The 19,868-nt window shown below is 40.5% G+C and carries 18 protein-coding genes; all 18 read right to left on the bottom strand.

Translation table 11 applies throughout. The features are described 5' to 3' along the window. Window positions 1-500: 500 nt before the first annotated feature. Window positions 501-1,325, bottom strand: coding sequence for a GH25 family lysozyme (locus tag FC98_RS12325; RefSeq protein WP_054655365.1), 825 nt, complete (start codon window positions 1,323-1,325; stop codon window positions 501-503). Then, window positions 1,325-1,843 carry a hypothetical protein gene (locus FC98_RS12330; protein WP_054655363.1) on the bottom strand — a complete coding sequence of 173 codons (519 nt, stop codon included), beginning with the start codon at window positions 1,841-1,843 and terminating at the stop codon, window positions 1,325-1,327. The genes FC98_RS12325 and FC98_RS12330 overlap by 1 nt, the downstream gene beginning before the upstream one ends. After that, window positions 1,843-2,058, bottom strand: a complete 216-nt coding sequence (locus tag FC98_RS12335; RefSeq protein WP_054655362.1) for a hypothetical protein — start codon at window positions 2,056-2,058, stop codon at window positions 1,843-1,845. Before FC98_RS12335 ends, FC98_RS12330 begins: the two co-directional genes overlap by 1 nt. A gap of 13 nt (window positions 2,059-2,071) precedes the next feature. Further along, window positions 2,072-2,389 (bottom strand): hypothetical protein, encoded by a 318-nt coding sequence (locus tag FC98_RS12340; RefSeq protein WP_223602500.1) that lies wholly within the window; start codon window positions 2,387-2,389, stop codon window positions 2,072-2,074. Window positions 2,390-2,477: 88 nt separating this feature from the next. After that, on the bottom strand, window positions 2,478-2,873 hold the full coding sequence (locus FC98_RS12345) for a pyridoxamine 5'-phosphate oxidase family protein (RefSeq protein ID WP_054655360.1): 396 nt from the start codon (window positions 2,871-2,873) through the stop codon (window positions 2,478-2,480). 386 nt (window positions 2,874-3,259) lie between these two features. After that, window positions 3,260-4,900, bottom strand: coding sequence for a hypothetical protein (locus FC98_RS14890; RefSeq protein WP_056949655.1), 1,641 nt, complete (start codon window positions 4,898-4,900; stop codon window positions 3,260-3,262). A gap of 1 nt (window position 4,901) precedes the next feature. Next, window positions 4,902-5,522: a hypothetical protein gene (locus tag FC98_RS12355; RefSeq protein WP_054655354.1), complete on the bottom strand. Its 621-nt coding sequence runs from the start codon at window positions 5,520-5,522 to the stop codon at window positions 4,902-4,904. Next, a complete protein-coding gene (locus FC98_RS12360) occupies window positions 5,509-6,666 on the bottom strand; it encodes a baseplate J/gp47 family protein (protein WP_054655352.1) in 1,158 nt (385 codons plus the stop codon). Before FC98_RS12360 ends, FC98_RS12355 begins: the two co-directional genes overlap by 14 nt. Then, the gene (locus tag FC98_RS12365) at window positions 6,659-7,024 is read right to left on the bottom strand and encodes a DUF2634 domain-containing protein (RefSeq protein WP_054655349.1); all 366 of its coding nucleotides are present in this window, start codon (window positions 7,022-7,024) and stop codon (window positions 6,659-6,661) included. The genes FC98_RS12360 and FC98_RS12365 overlap by 8 nt, the downstream gene beginning before the upstream one ends. 9 nt (window positions 7,025-7,033) lie before the next feature. Continuing rightward, window positions 7,034-7,450, bottom strand: a complete 417-nt coding sequence (locus FC98_RS12370; protein ID WP_056949656.1) for a hypothetical protein — start codon at window positions 7,448-7,450, stop codon at window positions 7,034-7,036. Then, complete coding sequence (locus FC98_RS12375; RefSeq protein WP_056949657.1) at window positions 7,447-8,679, bottom strand: hypothetical protein; 1,233 nt, start codon at window positions 8,677-8,679, stop codon at window positions 7,447-7,449. Before FC98_RS12375 ends, FC98_RS12370 begins: the two co-directional genes overlap by 4 nt. Continuing rightward, a complete protein-coding gene (locus FC98_RS12380; protein ID WP_054655346.1) occupies window positions 8,676-9,152 on the bottom strand; it encodes a phage baseplate plug family protein in 477 nt (158 codons plus the stop codon). The genes FC98_RS12375 and FC98_RS12380 overlap by 4 nt, the downstream gene beginning before the upstream one ends. A 13-nt stretch (window positions 9,153-9,165) precedes the next feature. After that, a complete protein-coding gene (locus FC98_RS12385) occupies window positions 9,166-11,145 on the bottom strand; it encodes a LysM peptidoglycan-binding domain-containing protein (protein WP_056949658.1) in 1,980 nt (659 codons plus the stop codon). Next, on the bottom strand, window positions 11,145-17,180 hold the full coding sequence (locus FC98_RS12390; RefSeq protein ID WP_056949659.1) for a phage tail tape measure protein: 6,036 nt from the start codon (window positions 17,178-17,180) through the stop codon (window positions 11,145-11,147). The genes FC98_RS12385 and FC98_RS12390 overlap by 1 nt, the downstream gene beginning before the upstream one ends. Before the next feature lie 206 nt (window positions 17,181-17,386). Then, on the bottom strand, window positions 17,387-17,779 hold the full coding sequence (locus tag FC98_RS12400) for a hypothetical protein (RefSeq protein ID WP_054655331.1): 393 nt from the start codon (window positions 17,777-17,779) through the stop codon (window positions 17,387-17,389). A gap of 32 nt (window positions 17,780-17,811) precedes the next feature. Next, window positions 17,812-18,222 (bottom strand): hypothetical protein, encoded by a 411-nt coding sequence (locus FC98_RS12405; RefSeq protein ID WP_056949660.1) that lies wholly within the window; start codon window positions 18,220-18,222, stop codon window positions 17,812-17,814. Window positions 18,223-18,235: 13 nt separating this feature from the next. Then, a complete protein-coding gene (locus FC98_RS12410; protein ID WP_054655329.1) occupies window positions 18,236-19,021 on the bottom strand; it encodes a DUF3383 family protein in 786 nt (261 codons plus the stop codon). 66 nt (window positions 19,022-19,087) lie between these two features. Continuing rightward, entirely contained in the window at window positions 19,088-19,816 is a 729-nt protein-coding gene (locus FC98_RS12415) for an Ig-like domain-containing protein (RefSeq protein WP_054655327.1), read from the bottom strand. Between the last annotated feature and the right edge of the window lie 52 nt (window positions 19,817-19,868).

A 19,868-nucleotide genomic window follows, 5' to 3' on the forward strand; every position in this document is an offset into this window, starting at 1 on the left:
TTACTTGTCTAACAATTGTAGGGCACTTCAGATGGGCTATATAAGGATATTTCTGCATTGTGTCCACACTTTTACACCTTTTAACGAAAATGTAAACAGTTATCCGGCTAATTTTACTTTTTCAATACACAAAAAATCCCACTCCATTATATGGAATGGGAAACAGTCTATGTAAATTCCCTTTGCCAGGGAATCCAGCAAGGACGGCGTACTTAAATTACGCTTAATATTTCTATCGCAACCCTGCTGTGGCCAGTACAGGATGACCCTGCCTGCACTTTTAGTATAAAGGAAGGCTAAGGTAAATTCAAGTATAGGTGGTTAGGAATTTGTCTTAGTTTTGGACTGTCGAAACGTCCCATAATCAAAATTAAAATTCTCTGCGCCAATTCTTCATATGTAGATTCTTTCAACGTATAAATACCATAAAATCAATATATTGCGTGCAAGCAAAAAAGGCCCACCCAGAACTTAATCTGAGTGGACCCTTATTACATACCTTATTTAATTTCTTTGATCAAGTCTACGTAATCCTTGTTAGCTGTTACATAGCCAACTTGTGTCTTGAGGGAGTAGATGTCACCATTTTTAACTGCGACTCCATAGAAACGACTACCCTTAGCGAAACGCACATATCGCTTGTTCTTATTTCCTTTGAGGGGCAACTTGTTGTATGCGTGTACCATATCAGCTTTTACCTCAAACAATCCCTTAGAAGCATAATATGACGGTTTGATTGGTGTGTCTGATTTACCGTTTGACTTTAATATACCTTTGAAATCATAACTGGCATCAAGCGACATTCCTTTAAACCGATCAGTGTATTGCCAAATATCCACATGATTAATTCCCGGCTGTGAAGTGCCGTAAGCCGCTACCCATAACTTAGCATACTTGTGCAGATTTGCTTGCTTAATCCGGCCTTCTTTAAACCATGAAGTGGAACCGTAAACCATTAAGTTGTGGTAGCCATTGGCATAGAGATAGCCTAGGAACTTATTGATGCCGGCAGTACATTTCTGCGGTAAATCTGGGGCTTCCACATCAAGTGCCAGCCAAGTGGTTTTATCTAATCCCATTTTCTTAACTTTATCTAGGAAATAGGCAGCCTCATTTGAAGCACCATGCCAAAAATGATAGGCAGCTACCACGCCAAACACTTTATAAGCATTAGCAATTTGGTTAGCGGCTTTAGGTGAAGTATAATAGGATCCTTCCGTTAACTTAACAATTGCACCAGAAACACCGTAAGATTTTAATCTGTTAAAAAAAGTAAGGGAATCAGATTGAAAAGATGAGGTATCAACAATAATTGAATATGCCATTATTTCTCAACCTCACCTTCAAGTTGCTTAATGTCGTCCACACCGTCACTTTCTACAGTATCGGTACTATCTGATTTCGAAGTATCTACTTTGGCATTCGTGTTATCGGTTGTTGATTGAGCATCGACTTCAGGCTTCTCTTCAACAACGTCAGAACTAGGAGTAGTAGCAACAGGGGCAATATCTTTGCCTGAACGCTTGTACTCTTGATAAATGCCTTCAATGAATCCTTTAATCAAGTCTGACTTAGCCCACGTGTAACCACGATCACTAGCAAAAGTTAATGCTCCGTTAAGCACAGCATCAAAACGGCCTTGCTTACTTAACGCTGCTACCTGGGCATTTAGGGCAACTAGTCCTTCAATCGCGGTTAAAAGCGATTTCTCTTGGGCGGTCTTAGCGTGTGCTTGAGCAAGTGGCAAAGCGGCTTTCCAAACGGCTAGAATAAAAGCAATTCCTGCAGCCAAAACGCCAGTTGATTGTAAATAGTTAAAAGTCTTAGTTAAAATTGCGAACATTATTTGGCCACCTCCTGGGTATCATTTTTTGCAAAACCATTACCAGAATCTGTTGAAGCTACTGGTAAGGTTGGTTCACTAGATAATTCATCTGTTTTGAGTAATGCTTGAACATCCGCTTTAAATGGTGTCGGAACTTCATCAATCGTCCGGCCACCATCGGCAACATTTGCAGCAAACAAAATTGATACTGTACAATACTTTTTATCTAACATTTTTAAATTCCTCCTAATGAATAAAGTGCATTAATTGTTGTAGAATCAAATAAATTACGGAACTGGACCCGATCGCAATGGTAACCACCTTCCACAAGTTCTGACGATTGATAACTTCCATCTCATTTTTATGATTTTCACTTTTCTCGTCTCCACGGATGACGGCTTCCAAGATACGGTTGTTTTGTTCCCGCAAATATTTGTTGCTTTCATCGACACTTTTTAGCGTGTCGGTCATTTTATTGTTAAGATCAGTAATCCGACGTTCGTGATCCGATAATTCTTTGCCATGTTTCAATAACATTTGATGATCCTGATCGCTTAATGGCATGGCCTCACTTCCCTTCTATTTTGGGATAAAAGAAAAGCCATCTATTTTCATAGACGGCTAATTTGCATATATTGTTATGCTAATAATGTTAACTGATTTGTGTACCCGCTTCTAAAGTATTATCCAACTTAAAGATGTGTTCCACATCAATAATGACCACTGCTGCACGTGGAAAACGGTCAAAAATTTTCGGGGGTAAATACTTTTTAGATACGGAATCATTTTCATAAATCCGAGCTGTTCCTTCAAATCGAAAGCCCTTCTGAGCCTCTCTATCAGCCACTGCTACTGCCGCATAGTTGTTTTGCTGCAAGTTGTGATAGGCATGTCGAAAGGTATGCTCAAAATACAAAAGATGTGAATCGTCCAGTACATGTAACGATCCTTTAGGACCAACTTTAGGCACTCCATTCTCATCCGCAGTTGCTAGAAATGGTAATTGTTTTCCAACCATTTCTTTCATCTCTTCAGATAAAATAGGCATTATATAAGTCTCCTTTCCCATATAAGAATTATTGCGTACTCCCAGTGTATTTGCGAAGTGTAAACTGTGTCAAGCATTTAACCTAATACTCGTTTACAGTAGGAATTGCTTCTGAAACTTATCTGATTCAGAACTGTTTTCAGGCAAAACAAAAGCACCTATCCGTAGATAGATGCATTTTCATATACTTTTAGGGGATATATGAAAAAGTATGAATATATCTAGAGGTATATATTCTGGGGGAATATACACTTGAGGGGTATGAATAACAACAGTGAATGCGCTGTTATCCACGGAAAAATTATATCATATTTTGCCAAAATTGAATACCCGATCATCGGTATCAAGTGTTACATAGTAAGTCATAAAAATATCCTTCTTTCCATTTAATTTACTAGGCTTGTATACGTTGCCAAGCACATGCAAGGATATGCACTTGTATCCATATCAGAAGTTGTATAGAAGTCACCTTCTCCATAAAAGCTTAAAATGTTGTTTTTGCAAACTATGTTGCTTGCGATATTTACGCCATAGTACGCCGCACAAGCGCTGCTAAGTTTAAGACCGTTAAAAATAGATGACAGATCTGCAGTGGTGGTGACTATTTTACCTTGTTCATTGGCCAACCCTTGCCAAAAAAATACTAAATTTGAATTGTCAATTAGCTTATAAACAAAAGTGGAATTTGAGTTGATATGTGATCTGTCTAATTGACGCCAAGCCGAGTCTTCAACGCTTTTCAAATCGTCGCTAGTAGCGACTGAAACACCTCCAGACTGCAAGCCTGCTGTAAAGTTTGCTAATTTATCAGTTGTAACCACATTACTTGTTGCGGTATTAACAGCAGTTGTAACATCTGATTTGGTTGCCACATCAATCCCAGACTTTTGAAGTTTTCCTGTAAAGTTGGCATCTTGACCTGTGCGTGCTAGGTCAGATGGTAAACTGCTTGCGAGAAGCAACGGATTATTGTTAACCGTTGGAACGGTGTCAAAATTGTTAGCACCAGATAGGTGGGCAACTTTACTGTCATCAGCATTAAGAACCCACCCAGTATCATCAGTTGCCCTTATTCTTCTGTGCGCAAAAATTCCATCCCATGTAACCCCATATGCATACCACCAACTATCTCCTTCGCAAATGACGACAGCATCAACGATTTGTGCGTAGCTAGGTCCGTTGTTATCACGGATATATACTATACCACCTTTATCATACTTACTTCTCAGTAATGTGGCAAAATCTGCAGTTGGAGTAGTTGAATCTATTCTGTAATCTCCAGGATTAAACATTGCCTGCTTTTGCCAATTTGATGTATCGGTACTGTGAACAACTTTGCTATCATCAGCAGGTGTGTAACCAATTTTATCTTGCTTGGCGTTAACTTCTTCAATTCCCGCTACATCGCTAGCAGGTTTACGCATATCTGAAACATTTACTTTTTTATCCAGTTGCTGATTAACGTCGACCGTCTTGGCATAAGCATTCCCTGCACTGTCTGTAGGATCTGTTTTAAATTTCTTTTGGCCGTCAATTGTTTCATCACCAGTCGTATGAACAACTGTATCGTTGGTAGCAAACGAATCATCAATCATATTAAATTGAATTTGACTTGCATTTGAAAACCCAATGTTGAATTTATACGTATATGATACCGGAGTCCTACCAGAAAAAGCTGGTATTGTATCTGGACTATTTGTTGATGTGATAACTGCAATTAATTGTGATTGCCCATTTTGAGAATCAGATCCCCAAATTCCAAATACCCATGCCTTGTAATCGGCGCTTATGGATGAGTTATCAACGACTGTTGAAATAATCAAGGTATTACTATTTTTAGAGAATCCGTTTGCACTAACAGTTTGTACTACCTTTGGAACAGATGTCATTGTTGAGATGTCTGTTGTCGATGGTAATTGAGTATCACTTATTTCTATCTTATCAACGCTTAGTGATGACTTGTTCGCTAATATTTGAGCAATAAGGTTATTTCCGTTAGCAGTTACTTTTGCCAAGTCATATGCCATGTTAATTGCCTCCTTTTACATTAACTTCTTTAACCATGATGGACTGAGTCCCAACACCTATATATTCAATTAGCTTAGAATCGTTCATAAACGCAATTGTATTAATCGTAACTCCGTTTAGAGTAGCTGATGATAGACGATCCATGAGGATTATCAGTGATTGGCTTGATGATATTAAACTAGTTGGAAGGTTATCAATGTCAACAACCTGTGGGTTCCCAACCATTTTGGTACCATCCCAATGATAATCAGTATGAACTTTTACTCCTGAATTTATTGTTGATATTTGTAAAGCATTGCATATGATATTGATAATGTCGTTAATGGTTCCACCGGAATGTGATGCCAAAATCTTTGTTTTGAGGATAAACCGATAAGTATCATCATTGGCTCCATATCTGGGTTGATGGATATCATCACCAATCTCATCAAGCTGTTCGCCAACCGCTTCATCAATTATCCACGAACTTTGAATCATTTCTGCTCCATTATCAAGCCAGAGCTGAAAGTCAGATAATACACGAATAACCGTATTAATGTTGCTACCAGTTCCAACAGCCAGCCCCCGATCAAACATTCTAAATATTTGTGGATATATTTCATCATAACTAGTTTGATACATAGTCAACCTCCACATTATCATCATCAATCATTGGGATTTCAAAAGCAGTCAAAATGATATTGTCGGTGCTTAATTTGCTCTTATCTGTTCCAATTGTAATGTCTGCGTAGTTGACGCCGTCAATTGCATAGACATTAGAGAAGAATTGATTAGTAACAACTGTATCTCCCATCTTAAGGCTTTCAATATAGCCTTCAATTGCGGCTTTAATGTCATCAGTTCCCTCAGATTGATCAAAGCTATCACTAACTTTAATAGACGCTTTGACATAAATTGGTGTTTCCTGTGGCCTATCAAAGAAGACTGTTTGAGTTGAACCAGAATCATCTATGACCGTCTTACTTAGAGATCCATAAAGCGCAATTCCACCGCCTCCAACTCGGAAAATTGTGTTGGCCACATCCTGATCGGTCCCACCTTGTACGTAATAATGAACTGTTTTTGGCGGGTTCCCATACGAATCATTATCACTAATTGATGCATTGTAGACACTTTTTACCGCAGTGACTCCCTGAGTGTTCATTAATGCAGTGTATACACCATTAATTGTCCCAGATTCATTGGAATTTGATGCTAGTAGCAATCGGTTTCTAAAATCAAGATCTGTTTCCATATCTTGACCACCCTCGGCTGCCTGTGAATTGGTTACATTATCAATTTCTTCAACAGGCGATTGTTGGTTAACAATTGTACCTGCATCAACATTGTATTGTGATCCTAACTCGCTTGAAACAACAATTGTTGATCCGACTCCGTTTATATCAAGTTGACAATCATCGACGGTGTAAAATTCATTTCCCTTGTCATCCATAAATACAGTACCGGTCGGAATTACATAACCCGCAGTACCAGTAAATGATAAGGTCACGCTTGCTGCTTCAGCTTGCTTTCGCATTAACCCGTAATTGCCACCAACCCGATCAAGGTTTACACCCGTAGATTGCTGAATGTAGCCAGAGTCATGAACATTTTCACCGTTTTGATCAACATTGACGGCTATTTTGGCCAAAACTCGGGCGAGCGTTCCCCAAAATGACCTGGGCGATACATTGGTATCTTCTCCGTTTTCTCTTCGAATAAATCCTTGAACGGTATCTAAAGCATCATCATAATTCAGCGGCGTATAACCATTTTCATCAATCATTGACGACACCCGCCTCCCATACAACTTCTTTCAATTGATTCTTAACTTCAATCGTAATGTGAACTTTGAGCACTCTTGCTTCCCGTTCGAAATCTACATCGTGAATCTCATCAATTCGCGGGTCTTCAAGAAGCGTTTCTCTAATCGCCGCAGTCACAAACTGATCGTGAACATTGCTTCCAATTACAGCTCCCCAGTCAAGGCCTTCATTGGTATCAAGAACCCAACCACCTTTGCGGGTATTCAGGGCGATCATACATGATTGTGCGATTTCATCAAGACCGTCAACCATTGCCACGCTGCCTTTATCATCTTGCTCAAAATCGCCTTGATCATTTATATAGACATCCGTTGCCATTTAATTCACCTACTTCATATCAATCTTGCCGACGATAACGCCATCGTTAGCATCATGCATCCGTTTGCTATCAATCTTGTAGACACTATCGCCCTTGGCGTTAGAGGTATCTCGGTCTTCAAACACAACCACCACAACATCCCCCACTTGATAGTTGATTATCATTTCTGCATAGAATGGATCAAAACTATGTGAGTCGCCAATGTCGTCGTGGTATTTGATCTTAATCGGGATAAATGATGCTTGCAGGCTCAGAAGCTGTGGCCGCTTGGTTCCATCCGAAAACAAGGCCAACGGCTGAACATCGTACGTTTTATCGGCATTCACCTTAACAATTTTGCAGCGAATGGCACCATGAATATCACTCATCACATCGTCCCGAAACATATCAAAAAATTCATTAATGTAGTCACGACTTTTAATCATTTGGCACGCCTCTTTTTCTGCTTTTCCTTAAGCTTTTTTCGATTAGCAGCGTCCAACTTCGCTTTGGTCTTTTTATCTTTGGTTTCAGCTTTTTTGACCGAAGCTGAATTCTTCTTTTTGTATTTAGAGTAGTCAACCAAATCAAGTGTTGATGTTCCTGAATCATCAGTAATAGACGTTGTGCCGCTATTAATTAGTACCCAGCCACTCAAAGTTGTACTTTCAATATGAAAGATATATCCAACCGTAAAATACGGCCTAAAAAGAGCTACAACTTGATAGTGTTGTAGCCCATCATCCGAATCGTCTTGAGGTTCCGGCTCCCCAAGCATTCCGGTATCATAGTTCAAATAGAAGTTCGATTTTTTGTTCTTGGAATAATCCGCAATCTCCAATCGACCATTAGGATAAGCTATCGGTGTCTTACACTGCGAAGCAATACTCTTAATGGCACTCATCGGTTTTGCTTTAGCCGTGTAGCCCTTGGTAAACTTCTTATCGTATACGAGTTTTAGCTTGTATATTTTTATCCCGGCCTCCTTGGCAATCTTTTTGATGATTGAAGAACCCTTGGTATTTTTTGCAAAAGATAAGGGTTTGTACTTAGTCTTTTTAGTTACCTTAGCTTTAGCAGTATGGTTAGCTTTTTGCTTAACATATTCTTGTCGTTTCTTTTTGGCAAAAGCATTTTTCTTGGTAATGATTGTATGCCCATAAGCTCGAAGCTGTTTGCTTGTGGCACCCGGATGGTTATCAATCCACTTACGGCGCTGTGCATTCATCTTGCTATTGTAAGCAGTGATTGTTTGGTCAAGCGTTTTTTGCGCAGAAATTGACCTTGAAGTAGTCGCCTTTTTCTTAACTTCAGGAAGTTTGTCATAATCACTGCCATCAACGATAGTGATTGTTGTGGTTTTTCCTGATGAATCGATTGTCGATGGCGTTGGTGTTGCCAATTTGCCTTCCATGATGATGCCGACGTTATTCGATGAGCCATCTTCACCATACCAGCCGCCATAAACCCGAGCGTTAGAACCCTTCGTCAAATAATTAATATCTTCAGCCGGCAAGTTCATCATCGAAACTTGCGTCGTCTCCTTGCTACCGGATGCATAGGACGCTTCAATATCCATTGAGATGTTATCAGGTACTTTGGCATAGCTCTTTAGTGTCAACTTGCCTTTTTTGCCATCAATCTCAAGCCTTCGATAAAGCCTAACGAGTTTCATTGCTCATCCCTCCAATCTTCCGGGAGCGCATACTCATTATCATCATCGGAAGGTTCATCTTCAATTAGTGAACTACCATTATCATCATCCAGCAGATCAGAATTATCAGTGTCATTCTCATCAACATCAGCAGTACTTGGATCTTCAATCGATGGATCAAGATCATCAAAATATAGAAAGACTGATATCTGAAAATTATCAATGCTGACGGTACTTTCTACTCCAGCTTCATCTAGAGGGACGATTCTCTCGCTGGGAAGATTAGCATCGTTGATATTCCATAGTGGGACACCATAAACAAGCTTTTCTCCGGTAATTAAGGGGTTGTCATCCGAGTCATATAAATTGAAATAGAAATTATCGTATCTCTCACGATAAAATAACTCAATCGTGAAATTTTCGGCTCCGATAGGCAAAACAACATAGTTAGGCATGTCACTCGTATCAACGATAAGTTTATCTCTTAGACTCATAGCTCATGCCTCCTCACTTAACTCTTATCTTTACGCCTACCGGAATTGACCTATCAGGATACTTATTCCATTTACGTAGTTGGGCCACACTAACGTTATATTTCAATGAAAACTTGTAGTACGTGTCACCAGGCTTAGTCGTAACTGTTTTAACGGCACTCTTACTATTCTTTTGCTTGTGACCACTGCCTGACGTCTTTTTAGCTTTGCCTTTATTTTTCGATGAATTGGCTTTCTTTTTGACATTTGAATCAGCCCAATCCACCTTCTGTAAAGTAATGGTTAGCGGAACTTGGTTAGTCAAATAGGTATCGTGCGGCTTGTCAATTCCCGAGATGATCGCGTGTGGGAAAGACGTTTGCCCGATCAGTGATACTTCGGCTGTATTTTCAGCCCATTTTCTGATCCGTTCGAACTTTTTAACCAATGTTGGAACTGAACCATCTTCACCAATTAAGGCGCCCCCAACAGAAATACTTTCGGTGCCCGCCTGAGTGACCGTATTAATCGGTGTGTGCTTGATGACTGCCGTTTCATTAACGTTAACTGTTTCCGAAAAGTCTTCACTATCAGGCCAGAGAATCGCATAGCTTTCCTTGCTGCCAGGGTTCACAGGCGTTATCCACGTCACATCTTTACCACCTGTTTCAGCCATCACTGCGGCGCCAATTGCTTTCTTCAGGATTGCCCGTTGTGTGGCTTTTTGAGCGGATAATGATTTTCTTTGGGCTTTTGAAAGCTTTGATTTAGCTGTCGACTGTTTTTTCTTAAGTGTAGTTAATGCAGACTTTTGCTCTTTATAAACTTTCTTCAAGTTATCAAGTTGCTTTTTCAAAGATTGCTTTTTAGTCCTTGTTGCCTTGGCATATTGCTTAGTAACAATGGCTATCTTTTTCTTGGTGCTTGCAACCAACTTCTTTTGTTTTTTAACATCTTTAGTCGCATTTTTATAAATTCGCGTATCTTTGACAATCGTTTTACTAGTTGATTGATATTTTTGAAAATCAGACTTAGCAGAATTGAATGCCGTTTTAGCATCGGCTAAGGCTTTCTTTAAATTATTCAATGCTTTTAAACGCTCACTAACCGTTGAATCAGCCGTCAGTGTAGGAATTGAAAATAGATAGTTAATCGAGTTCGATCCATTATCATTATTATTAAACGTCACTAAAACAGCAGATCCAGTTGAATAGATTCCTTCTGGCTCATTATAGGAATACTTCATACCATAGCTACTCGTTAGATAGCTTTTGACAAATTCCTTAGTATTTGTATTAGCATTAAAACATCCAACAGTCGCTGGATCACTATTGGAATTATATGCGCCACTTTGCCAGAAAACATATGGCCAACTCAGTGATTGAGATTGCCATGTTTGCTGTCCAATACTAAATCCCATTGCTGACAGACTAACTGTCTTTTTAGGATTGCTTAAATTTCCCGGGTCACAAACGCAATAACTTTCCGCCGTAGTGTAGCCAACGAGGTTATTACTGGTATCATAATTAACTCGTAAAAGATCAGGTGAATTGTAGAGCGACGTTAATGAACTTGCGTCAATCGAAGCCCCAGGCTGATAAGCGAACTTACTTATTTGGTAACCATTATGCCTGACAGAAGCCCAGATATTCCCTGAGCCATCAATTCCGAACGAGGATCCGTGGCCCCCATTTTTAACCGTCATTTTAGAAACATACTTCATCGAACTATCCATCTGCTGATAGATTGTATCTTCTCCGGAACTATAGGAAATTAAATAGCCACCACCATACGGGATGCAATACTGGGAACCGACATATGGCGAATCGCCAACTACATATTGTGCCATGAGTTGATGAGCCGACTCATTTATATCGAGTCCGGCGCCATTAGCTTGATCGTTGAGGCTATCTAGATAGTCGGCATTTGCCTGATCATACGCTGCTTTGACATTATTTAAAACGGAAAGCGTTGAATTATAGGCATTTTTAGCTATATCTGCCGTGGCTGCCATTAAATAAACCCTCCTTCTCTTTTAGCCATTAAGTTGCCAAAGATTGCCTGAACCTGTTCGTTGACCTGCTTGGAAATATCATTGGCAACTTTAGTTCCAGCATTTTTATCATTAGCGTTAACCGTAATGTTCATGTTTAAGTTAACAGTAACTTTGTCGCCCATATTAGCGGTAGGCTTATGCTTACCTGGCAAATTTTTAAGCGGATTATACTTTCGAAGATTTTCCAGCAGTGCCTTATGCATTTTCTTCTGAGATTCATTACTAAATACGGAATTAGAAATCTTGCTCCGAGCATCAATCGCTGAGCCAATCAGGTTATCCGCGTTACGTTTCTTCGGATTGATGGCAACTTCTGGATCCTTTTCACCATAAATATTCAACTTATTCTTAGCTGACCAACCACCGTTGTTGTGAAGTAAAATAGCAACTTTCCTAGCATCGGCAACGTGTTCTGCTGTGTGTCCGCCACGTTCCCAATCATTCGAAAACCTCGTTGCCAGGCTTGAAACGGATCCTTTTCCACGCAAAACGCTCTTTAGAAGGGTACTGTTTGCACCATCTCCATGAAGGGCAAAATCAATTTGTGTACCGGCATTCTTCCATGAAGTTCCATGCCTCTTAGCATAGTTCTGTAATCCTGAAAATCTTCCTTTATACCACTGACCAAGGCCAGATGCCCCGATACTGTTTTGAATCCCAGGATTTAATCCGGATTCCAGCAACCAATTACCAATTACGGCTTCGATACCAGATTTGGTTGCAGAAGGGTAAGCTTTTTTGATGGCATCGAACACAGTCTTTGCTCGTGAAGCAGTACCCCCACTTAGTCCAAGGGATCCAATCGAACTGGCACTCTTCCGGAGATGCTTTTTGACCCATTTTAGTTGTGGCGATATTTCTTTAGCAACTAACTTTGATAAGGCTGATGAAGCCTTGCGACTTGCTTTGGAAGATTTCTTAGCCTTGGTCGATTTCATCTTAGTAACATCAAACCAACCACTGGTTGAATCAGGGTTATTGGCAAATGGATTATGCTTTGATACCCCAATATGCACATGAGTTCCTGATGGACCCAATGCTGCAATCCTTTGACCAGCTCTAACATCATCACCAACACTGGCAAAAGTATGGGCTCCAGAATTATTCTTACCGTTAAATTCTTGGTAAATAACATAATATCCATCCGCGGATTTGGTAACCATATTTTGGCCAATTCCTTTTGGTCCACCCCAGTTAGCAGGAGCACCACCAGAACGAATTACCTTACCAGGATGAACCGCATGAACAATATGGGCACCAGAGAAATCATTGCCATCATGAATCGGTAGCCCACCAGAAACAGCACCACGATAGCCAAATCCAGAAGTAACATGGAACCCAGCACCGGGAGCATGCAGCCAAGTACCGCTGCCATATGCACCACCACTTCCACTGCGTGCATTATCCATCTGTCGCCAAACCTCAGTTGACCACGGATTGCCATACTTCGTAGTGGATCGCTTGCTTAAACCTTTAATGGCATTCCCCAGAGTTGTATTAGACTTGGAAATGTTAGATGAAAACTCATTTGCAAAGGCTTTGTTTGGATGGGCATTATTTTTGCTAATAATTCTGTTGAGTTCAGTGTGTGAGACACCTGAACCTTTAGCAAAGTGCTGAATGCCCATTGAACGTCCCAATTCTTGGGTTTGTGATCCGTTAAGAACTCGGTCACGTTTTTTTAGGGGAATCATCCTGTCATTTCCGTGCGGAATTAATAGGGAATTATTACGAATAATAGATTCTTGACGTGGACCAGACTTAGCATCATTCACGATCGCCAACTGATCATTAGAAAGCTCTCCGTTTGAACCCTTAGCGTAGTGAATGGCATTGATAACGGAACTATTACCACCAAACTGTCCAAGGACTTTATCAATTCCTTTAATACCACCATTTAACTGGTGAACAGTATTGGACATTGCTGAATGCGCGTAGTTATCCATCTTACCCAGTGCGTGACCAAAGCCTGTAGCGGTTGCCTTACCAGTTGCTACAACCCCTGACCGCATTTGATTGACTTGCTTTTGAACACCTTTTTGCATGCTGTCATAGGTCGAGATAGCCTGATTCTTAGACTTGGTCGTGTAGTGTTTAGTATCGCTATTGATGTTTCGCCACTTAGAAGTATTGCCCTTATCAAATTGTACAAGTTGCTTGTAGGAACCCTTTTTCAATTGATCATAATCTGTAACAGTTTTCTTTTGCGTACTGTGCGTGATCTTTGAAGTTGCCTTATGGATATTAGACCATTTAGATTTACTACTCTTACTAAATTTGTCTAACTGCTTACTTGATCCATTTGATAAATCTTTGTAATCTTTTACAGTCTTCTTGCTTAACTTTTCTACGGATTTCAAAGAATTACTTGAACCAAGCTTAGTATTCCCAACAGCATAACCAGGTAATACACGGCCGTATGAACCGCTAAGGACTTTTTTAGTGTCTCTATGGTTAAGAATTCGTTCACCATGCTTAACATGCGTAATTTCAGGACCATTAGCACCCAACAAACGCGCTTTACGACCGTTTACTGTATATGCTAGTTCTGTGCCACCTTCGCCAACAAGGGCCGCATGTGAGTGCATTTCTGCACCGCTAGTTCCTAATGCATGAGAAGCAAATGGACTTTTAGGTAATTTATTCACCTTATATGCTTTAAAGGTCTTATTATTTGACGAAGATGCAGGTAAAGCACCACCGTGACGATTATTAGCAGCCATATTTTTCGTGAAGTCACTTGATTTGAACTTAGGATTACTGGTAGATAGCCCTATCTTAAGGTTCTGAGTAATTAGAGCTGGAATGCTTTTACCAACATTCTTAGCAGCTACGGAAAATGCATTGGCTGCCTCACCGGCTTCTTTCTTAGCTTGCTTGACAACCTCTTTTCGCTGTTTTTCTGCATATTTAACTGAACTTTTATATTGCTCGTATGCTTTAGAAACAGACTGGCTTCGCTGTTTCTCCGCCTGTTGAATAATTCCTCGACGTTGAGACGCTGATAACTTAGGCAATGTCTTAGCTAAATGAACATTTGTTTCATAGCGTTTGTTTGCGGACTTCTTTTCAGCACTATATGTTTTCTTGGCACTAGAAATCGTTTGCTGCTCATTCTTTTTACTACTTGTCAGAATTTTTGCATATCCGTGAACCGTTAAGTGTGTAGTTGAGCTCATTAGATTTCTCATAATGAGTTTCTGCTTATTTGCACCAACATCGGTAAGAGAAAGAATTCTTGCATTGACCTTTTGAATGAGTTTTGCGCGTTTTGCTCCGCTTAGATTGTCGTCAGTACTTATTTTCCTCAAATGAGATTTCAAATAGTTTAGTCTACTATCAATACTACTTTTCTCAGAACTCGTAGCTTTTTCAGCCGCTGACGAGCTCAACAATCCTTGCTTTCTTAACGATGAATATCCTTTTTCGCTCGATGCTAGTTGCTTATCTGCTTGCTTGTCTGCTAATTTATATAACTTTCCATATATTGCAGATACCTTGGTCGAGGTTTTGCCAGCTGATTGAGCCCAAGCAATGTTACCTTGACGTTCAAGGCTAACCGCCTGCTTTACATACGAACGATTAGCTTTATTTAGGCTTGCGTATGTCCAAGAACCAAGAGCATTACTTACACTAGTAGCCTTATAGGCACTACCACGGCCAGAATTCCCTACATTTCCTGCCCTGTCCTTATCACTACGAGCATTCATAGCCTGTCGGTAACCAACCCCATTAGCCGCTTGTGCCTCGGGTCCTTGAAGGCCAGCACCAGTTTCCCCAGGAATAGATTCCTTTCTATTGCTTCCGTCAATGTTGCCGCCTCTGGCAAGATTTTTAATATATTTGCTTCCAGCAATATATTTAGCAACAGAACCACCAACAGACGATCCAATCATGGCAACCAATGGATTACCACCACTTAGTGCAAGACCCAGGCCAGCACCGACAGCATTACCGCCGGCTTGCCACATTTGACTACCGCCTTGTTTACTGTCAATACCATGCTTAAATGCACTAACGGCATGACCACCAATTTGAAGGCCAATGGTGGCATATGACATTCCCTTTAGGAGTTTGTCACTGCTTAACGCAGTTGCTGCATTACCTAAACGGGATGGTGCAAAGTGAGTTAATCCGGTTCGAGTAGCTGATACTTTTTCTTCACGACTAATTCGCGATCCTACCAGCGGTGAATCCCCGGCGACATCTTCAGCAGTTGAAAGCACCCTGGATGCGGTGGAAACCTTGCGACCTTTACCAAATAGAAGGCTGCTTGATAACCCTAAAAGGCCCTTGCCAACCTTAATACCGCCCCAAACACTCGCAAATGCTGTAGCATATCCAGCTGCTTTCTTAATTGGTGAAGGAAGGCCAATTAAAACTTTAAGAAATTTGTTAGCAACTCCCAATGCTTTGGTGAATAGTGGAAGAACCGTTTTAGTGAATCCCATGCCCATAATATTGATGTATTGTTTAAACACATCAATTTGGTTTTTCCAAGATGCCATATTTTTCTTAGCAAGATTGGCAATATAGCCATTCTTACCGTATTTTTGAGCACGACTAACTTGTCCAGTTAATGATCTTAATTGTTTAGTATTATTGGCCAGGATTAAGCCTGATTCTTGCCCAGTTGTCCCAAAGAACATGTGAAAAACGTTAAATTTTTGAGCAGAGCTCATGCCTGCCGTAGCTTTCTTCAAGACATCCATATTATCAGCAAGACTTTTGACTTGCCCGTTGGCCTTTTGAAAATCTGATGGCTTAAGCCCCAGGGCTGACATAACTTTTCCTTGTTGAGACTTAGCAGCCATATTAGGTGCGGCAAACGAATTCATAACCTTACGTAAACCAGTACCAGCAATGGAACCATCTTGTCCGTTATTTGAAAGAACACCGACGCCGGCGACGGTTCTGGCAAGCCCTTGATTAGAGCTATGGGCAGTTGCACCAACATATCTCAGCGAGTTTCCCATACCTTCGAAGTTTGTGGCAGTTAGATCTGATCCATATGCCATTTCGTTCAGAACTTTCTTGGTGTAGGCAGCCATCTTCTTCCTTGAATTACCAGCTTTAGTTTTATAGCCAAACTGTTCAAGCGTAGGAGCACCATAATTAACAACCGCATTATACGGATCTCCTGAAGCTCTGGCAGCCTGTAGGAAGTATTTGTGTGATGCTAATTCCTGACTACCGTTATATCCACGTCGGACAAGTTCTTCACCACCTCTTGCCATCGCTGTTGGTGAAACACCATACTGTAGTGCAAAACGGTTGTTTTCTTTCTGCATTGCTGCAGTTTCACGTTTTGATTGAGAAGTCGATTCTCCACCAGTTTTTAACAAGTTTTTGATAGTAATATACTTATTCTGCAAATTTGTAGCTTCATTGGCTGATTTAAGGAATGCGGCGCCAACCATTCCTGCTCCCATAGCAATTTGAGAACTAATATTCACAAAGTCATTGCCGGCATCGTACAGGTTTCTAAACGACTTTGTCGTTTTGCGACCACTTCTGCTTAGATTATCAAATGAGGTCTTACCTTTGGTGCCGAATCGTTGCACACGAGTGCTAGTACTATCAACATCATTTTTAGTTTGTTTAAGGTTGGTTCTAAGCCTAAAGGTTTTTTCTTTAGGTAACCGATTGATTGCGTTTATTGATTCTTTTGAAATGCCAGAAAAGCCCCTGCTAATTTGCTTCGCGTATTCACGTGAGCTATTAGCAAGGGTTTTATAATGTTGATTAATTTTATCGGCGTCCATACTCAATCTATCCGACAATTTACTTGATTTAGAGATTAAGCTGTCGTACCTATTTGAAAATTTATTTAATCCTTGAATCGACATTCGATTTCCTAAGTGAGACATTTGATTATTGGCCTCACGACTGGTTCTAATTAATCGATTCATTTTCTCGTTGGCACGGTCGATTTCATCAACATTTTCTGACACAACTCGGAATCCAACTTTGGCACTTCTTGCGTACCCCATGTTAGAATCCTCCTCGCATTTGTGACTGTACTTCCATGCGCTTAGAAATCGCCCAATTGAAGACAGACAGTTCATCAGCATTCATATACTTAATTGGCCGAGGCAGTCCGCTTTCTAACCCATTATAGATATAAGCAGTCCAGCCAATTGATTGAGACGTTGATTTATTAATTAATGCCTCAAGATCCGTTTTACGAATAAAGTGATTAGTTAAGTTCTTGCACAAGAAACCGGTCAGCTTCTGAGCAAACCTTCATAACGCCAGAATGGTTTTCCCAGAATTTCCAACTCATTTTCTCCGGCTTGCCACCAACAATCGGCGTACCGATAAGCGGGTTAAGGCCCAAATCGTCATTACCATTGATAAAGGCATCCCAGTAGGCATGACGACTAACATCTGCCAAATCAGTAAACTTAACGGCATTCTCTACGCCTGGAAAATTGAAGGGATATTTAATGTTTTGCTTGGTCTTTTTGTCCCACAGGGTTACAGAGCCAACAATCATGCCATTTCGTTCAGTTCTAACCAATTTTGGTTCTTTAATAGGTTCTTCAACTTCTTTTTTTACAGTTTGTTTAGTCTCGGTTTCTTCAGTCATCTTAAAAAGTCTCCTTCGTTATTTATCTCTCTTTATGCAGTAGTGACAGGATCCACTTGTAATACCGACGCCTTGAGTACGACACTGACGCTTGGATATTCAGCGTTAAGAGTTGTATCAGTAGGACGGGTAATTCGTGCACTATCTGTATGGAAGTGAGCAAAGCTTGATGTTACTGATACAGGGACGCCAGTCAAATTGTTGGCCAAGTCAATGAGGTGAGCATAATTGGCAGCATTAGGATCAATACTAAACGTAAACGTACCAGAATGATCATGGTTAATGGCTGATTTACCATTACCATTATTATCAACCGAATCAGTAACGTTATCGTTGTTCCAAGCAACAGCTACTTTATCGCCAGTGCCAAAATCCGTAAATGGCAAGCTGTCGATTTGAACGGATACTTCCCAAGGGTCAAATGTATGTTGAGTAAGTTTCATTTTCTACGTCCTCCTATAAATCGATTTCGCCAGAGATATACGCATCGTCAATCGCATCGGCTGGATGGTACTTCCAGGACAACCCGCGGTAAATTCTTTGAGAAACATCTACGTCCTTCATGTCCTCACGAGGTAACGCGGTGACCAAATAGTCCGGTTTACCATTTGCTTTTTCGCCAACGCCACCATTCCGATAGAGTTGATCAAAGACGCTCTCAACGCCCGACTTAAGCAAGTTAATTCCAGTAATGTCGTACGAAATCTTGGGATTCTTAACCATAATTTTGGTAAGTTCCTTGTTACTGTGCTTAATGACAAAATCCCGTCCAAGAAGCATATCGATATAGTCGCCACTTAACGTCTTGCCATCACGCACAATTGGCATTCCTTGAGCATAGTAGTAAGTGTTGATGTTACTTTCTGTATAAGGTGTCAGTTGATCCTGCTGAAACGACAATTGATCTTGTGGCAGAACGCTGCTATTCAAACCAGATGTATTGGCCAGATCAAAGCTGCCAATAGGTAACGCACTTACGCCACCGACAGAACCAGATGAAAGAACGTTGGCATGTGTATTATCAGTGTTGGTTTTAAATGCTGCTGTATTTTCGTTTGAAGCATATGGGGCAGTATCAGAAATATTATCGACATCAACAAGTAGGATGCCGGTGTTTTGAGCCTCAATATAATTTGAAAGAGCTGGAATTTTATCTTTATTAATTCCCACTGGAATTAGATATTCATCCCCGGAGTTATAGAACTTTTTAACCGCGGAAATTAAATTATTTGAATCAGGCATAATTTGTTCCTCCTTAAAAAAAGAGCCCCAACGGGTTTACCGCGGAGTTCAGTAATTTATATTTTGTTAAGCGGCGGTAACAGTGACAGCCGTTGTAGCAATCTTTGAACCGTCAGCATACGATGTTGATGTTATCTGGACAGTTTTGCCCGGATCAGTAGCTTTGACACCATGAACAGTTCCATCAGCATCAACAGTTGCCAAGGTTGGATCAGCTGATTTATAAATAACGCCTTTGTTAGTAGCGTTATCTGGAGCAATTACTGCATTGATCTTAGCGGTCTTACCAACTTGAACCGTCAAGCTCTTGTCGGCAGTAATGCCGGTTACATTAACTGTTGGTTTTTGTACGTTCAAAGTAACCGTTGCTTTCTTGGATGCATCATCGACAGATGTAGCAGTAATCGTGACCGAACCCGCTTTAATACCTTTTGTGCTACCAGAATCAGCATCAATAATCGCAATTGTCGCATCGCTAGTTGAATATTTAAGTGCCTTATTAGTCGCATTATCCGGACTAACAGTTGCAACAAGATCTTTGGTTTCACCAACATCGATGTTAGATGAGTCCTCACCAAACTTAACTCCAGTAACGGCAATTTTTGGCGGGTTAGCAGTTGTTACTTTTCCTAAATCTGTCCCAGCCTTTGTTGGGTCCTGGCCAGCATATGTCGCGACAAAATCATAATCCGTTACTGGCTTAAGATTATCGAATGTCACACCACCCGTTTCGCCATCGACTAACTTTTTAGTTAGATCATCCTTTGAGTAACCGTCAAATTTTTGGTCAGCCATTAGTTAGTAACCTTCTTTCATTTCAAATCGTAATGTACTGAATTGCTTGTCA

The organism is Lentilactobacillus kisonensis DSM 19906 = JCM 15041 (genome assembly GCF_001434135.1).
GTDB lineage: Bacteria > Bacillota > Bacilli > Lactobacillales > Lactobacillaceae > Lentilactobacillus > Lentilactobacillus kisonensis.

Excerpts from the sequence above, each read along its gene's own strand:
- FC98_RS12325 (WP_054655365.1), bottom strand. The coding sequence starts at position 1,325 with ATGGCATATTCAATTATTGTTGATACCTCATCTTTTCAATCTGATTCC.
- FC98_RS12330 (WP_054655363.1), bottom strand. The coding sequence starts at position 1,843 with ATGTTCGCAATTTTAACTAAGACTTTTAACTATTTACAATCAACTGGC.
- FC98_RS12335 (WP_054655362.1), bottom strand. The coding sequence starts at position 2,058 with ATGTTAGATAAAAAGTATTGTACAGTATCAATTTTGTTTGCTGCAAAT.
- FC98_RS12340 (WP_223602500.1), bottom strand. The coding sequence starts at position 2,389 with ATGCCATTAAGCGATCAGGATCATCAAATGTTATTGAAACATGGCAAA.
- FC98_RS12345 (WP_054655360.1), bottom strand. The coding sequence starts at position 2,873 with ATGCCTATTTTATCTGAAGAGATGAAAGAAATGGTTGGAAAACAATTA.
- FC98_RS14890 (WP_056949655.1), bottom strand. The coding sequence starts at position 4,900 with ATGGCATATGACTTGGCAAAAGTAACTGCTAACGGAAATAACCTTATT.
- FC98_RS12355 (WP_054655354.1), bottom strand. The coding sequence starts at position 5,522 with ATGTATCAAACTAGTTATGATGAAATATATCCACAAATATTTAGAATG.
- FC98_RS12360 (WP_054655352.1), bottom strand. The coding sequence starts at position 6,666 with ATGATTGATGAAAATGGTTATACGCCGCTGAATTATGATGATGCTTTA.
- FC98_RS12365 (WP_054655349.1), bottom strand. The coding sequence starts at position 7,024 with ATGGCAACGGATGTCTATATAAATGATCAAGGCGATTTTGAGCAAGAT.
- FC98_RS12370 (WP_056949656.1), bottom strand. The coding sequence starts at position 7,450 with ATGATTAAAAGTCGTGACTACATTAATGAATTTTTTGATATGTTTCGG.
- FC98_RS12375 (WP_056949657.1), bottom strand. The coding sequence starts at position 8,679 with ATGAAACTCGTTAGGCTTTATCGAAGGCTTGAGATTGATGGCAAAAAA.
- FC98_RS12380 (WP_054655346.1), bottom strand. The coding sequence starts at position 9,152 with ATGAGTCTAAGAGATAAACTTATCGTTGATACGAGTGACATGCCTAAC.
- FC98_RS12385 (WP_056949658.1), bottom strand. The coding sequence starts at position 11,145 with ATGGCAGCCACGGCAGATATAGCTAAAAATGCCTATAATTCAACGCTT.
- FC98_RS12390 (WP_056949659.1), bottom strand. The coding sequence starts at position 17,180 with ATGGGGTACGCAAGAAGTGCCAAAGTTGGATTCCGAGTTGTGTCAGAA.
- FC98_RS12400 (WP_054655331.1), bottom strand. The coding sequence starts at position 17,779 with ATGACTGAAGAAACCGAGACTAAACAAACTGTAAAAAAAGAAGTTGAA.
- FC98_RS12405 (WP_056949660.1), bottom strand. The coding sequence starts at position 18,222 with ATGAAACTTACTCAACATACATTTGACCCTTGGGAAGTATCCGTTCAA.
- FC98_RS12410 (WP_054655329.1), bottom strand. The coding sequence starts at position 19,021 with ATGCCTGATTCAAATAATTTAATTTCCGCGGTTAAAAAGTTCTATAAC.
- FC98_RS12415 (WP_054655327.1), bottom strand. The coding sequence starts at position 19,816 with ATGGCTGACCAAAAATTTGACGGTTACTCAAAGGATGATCTAACTAAA.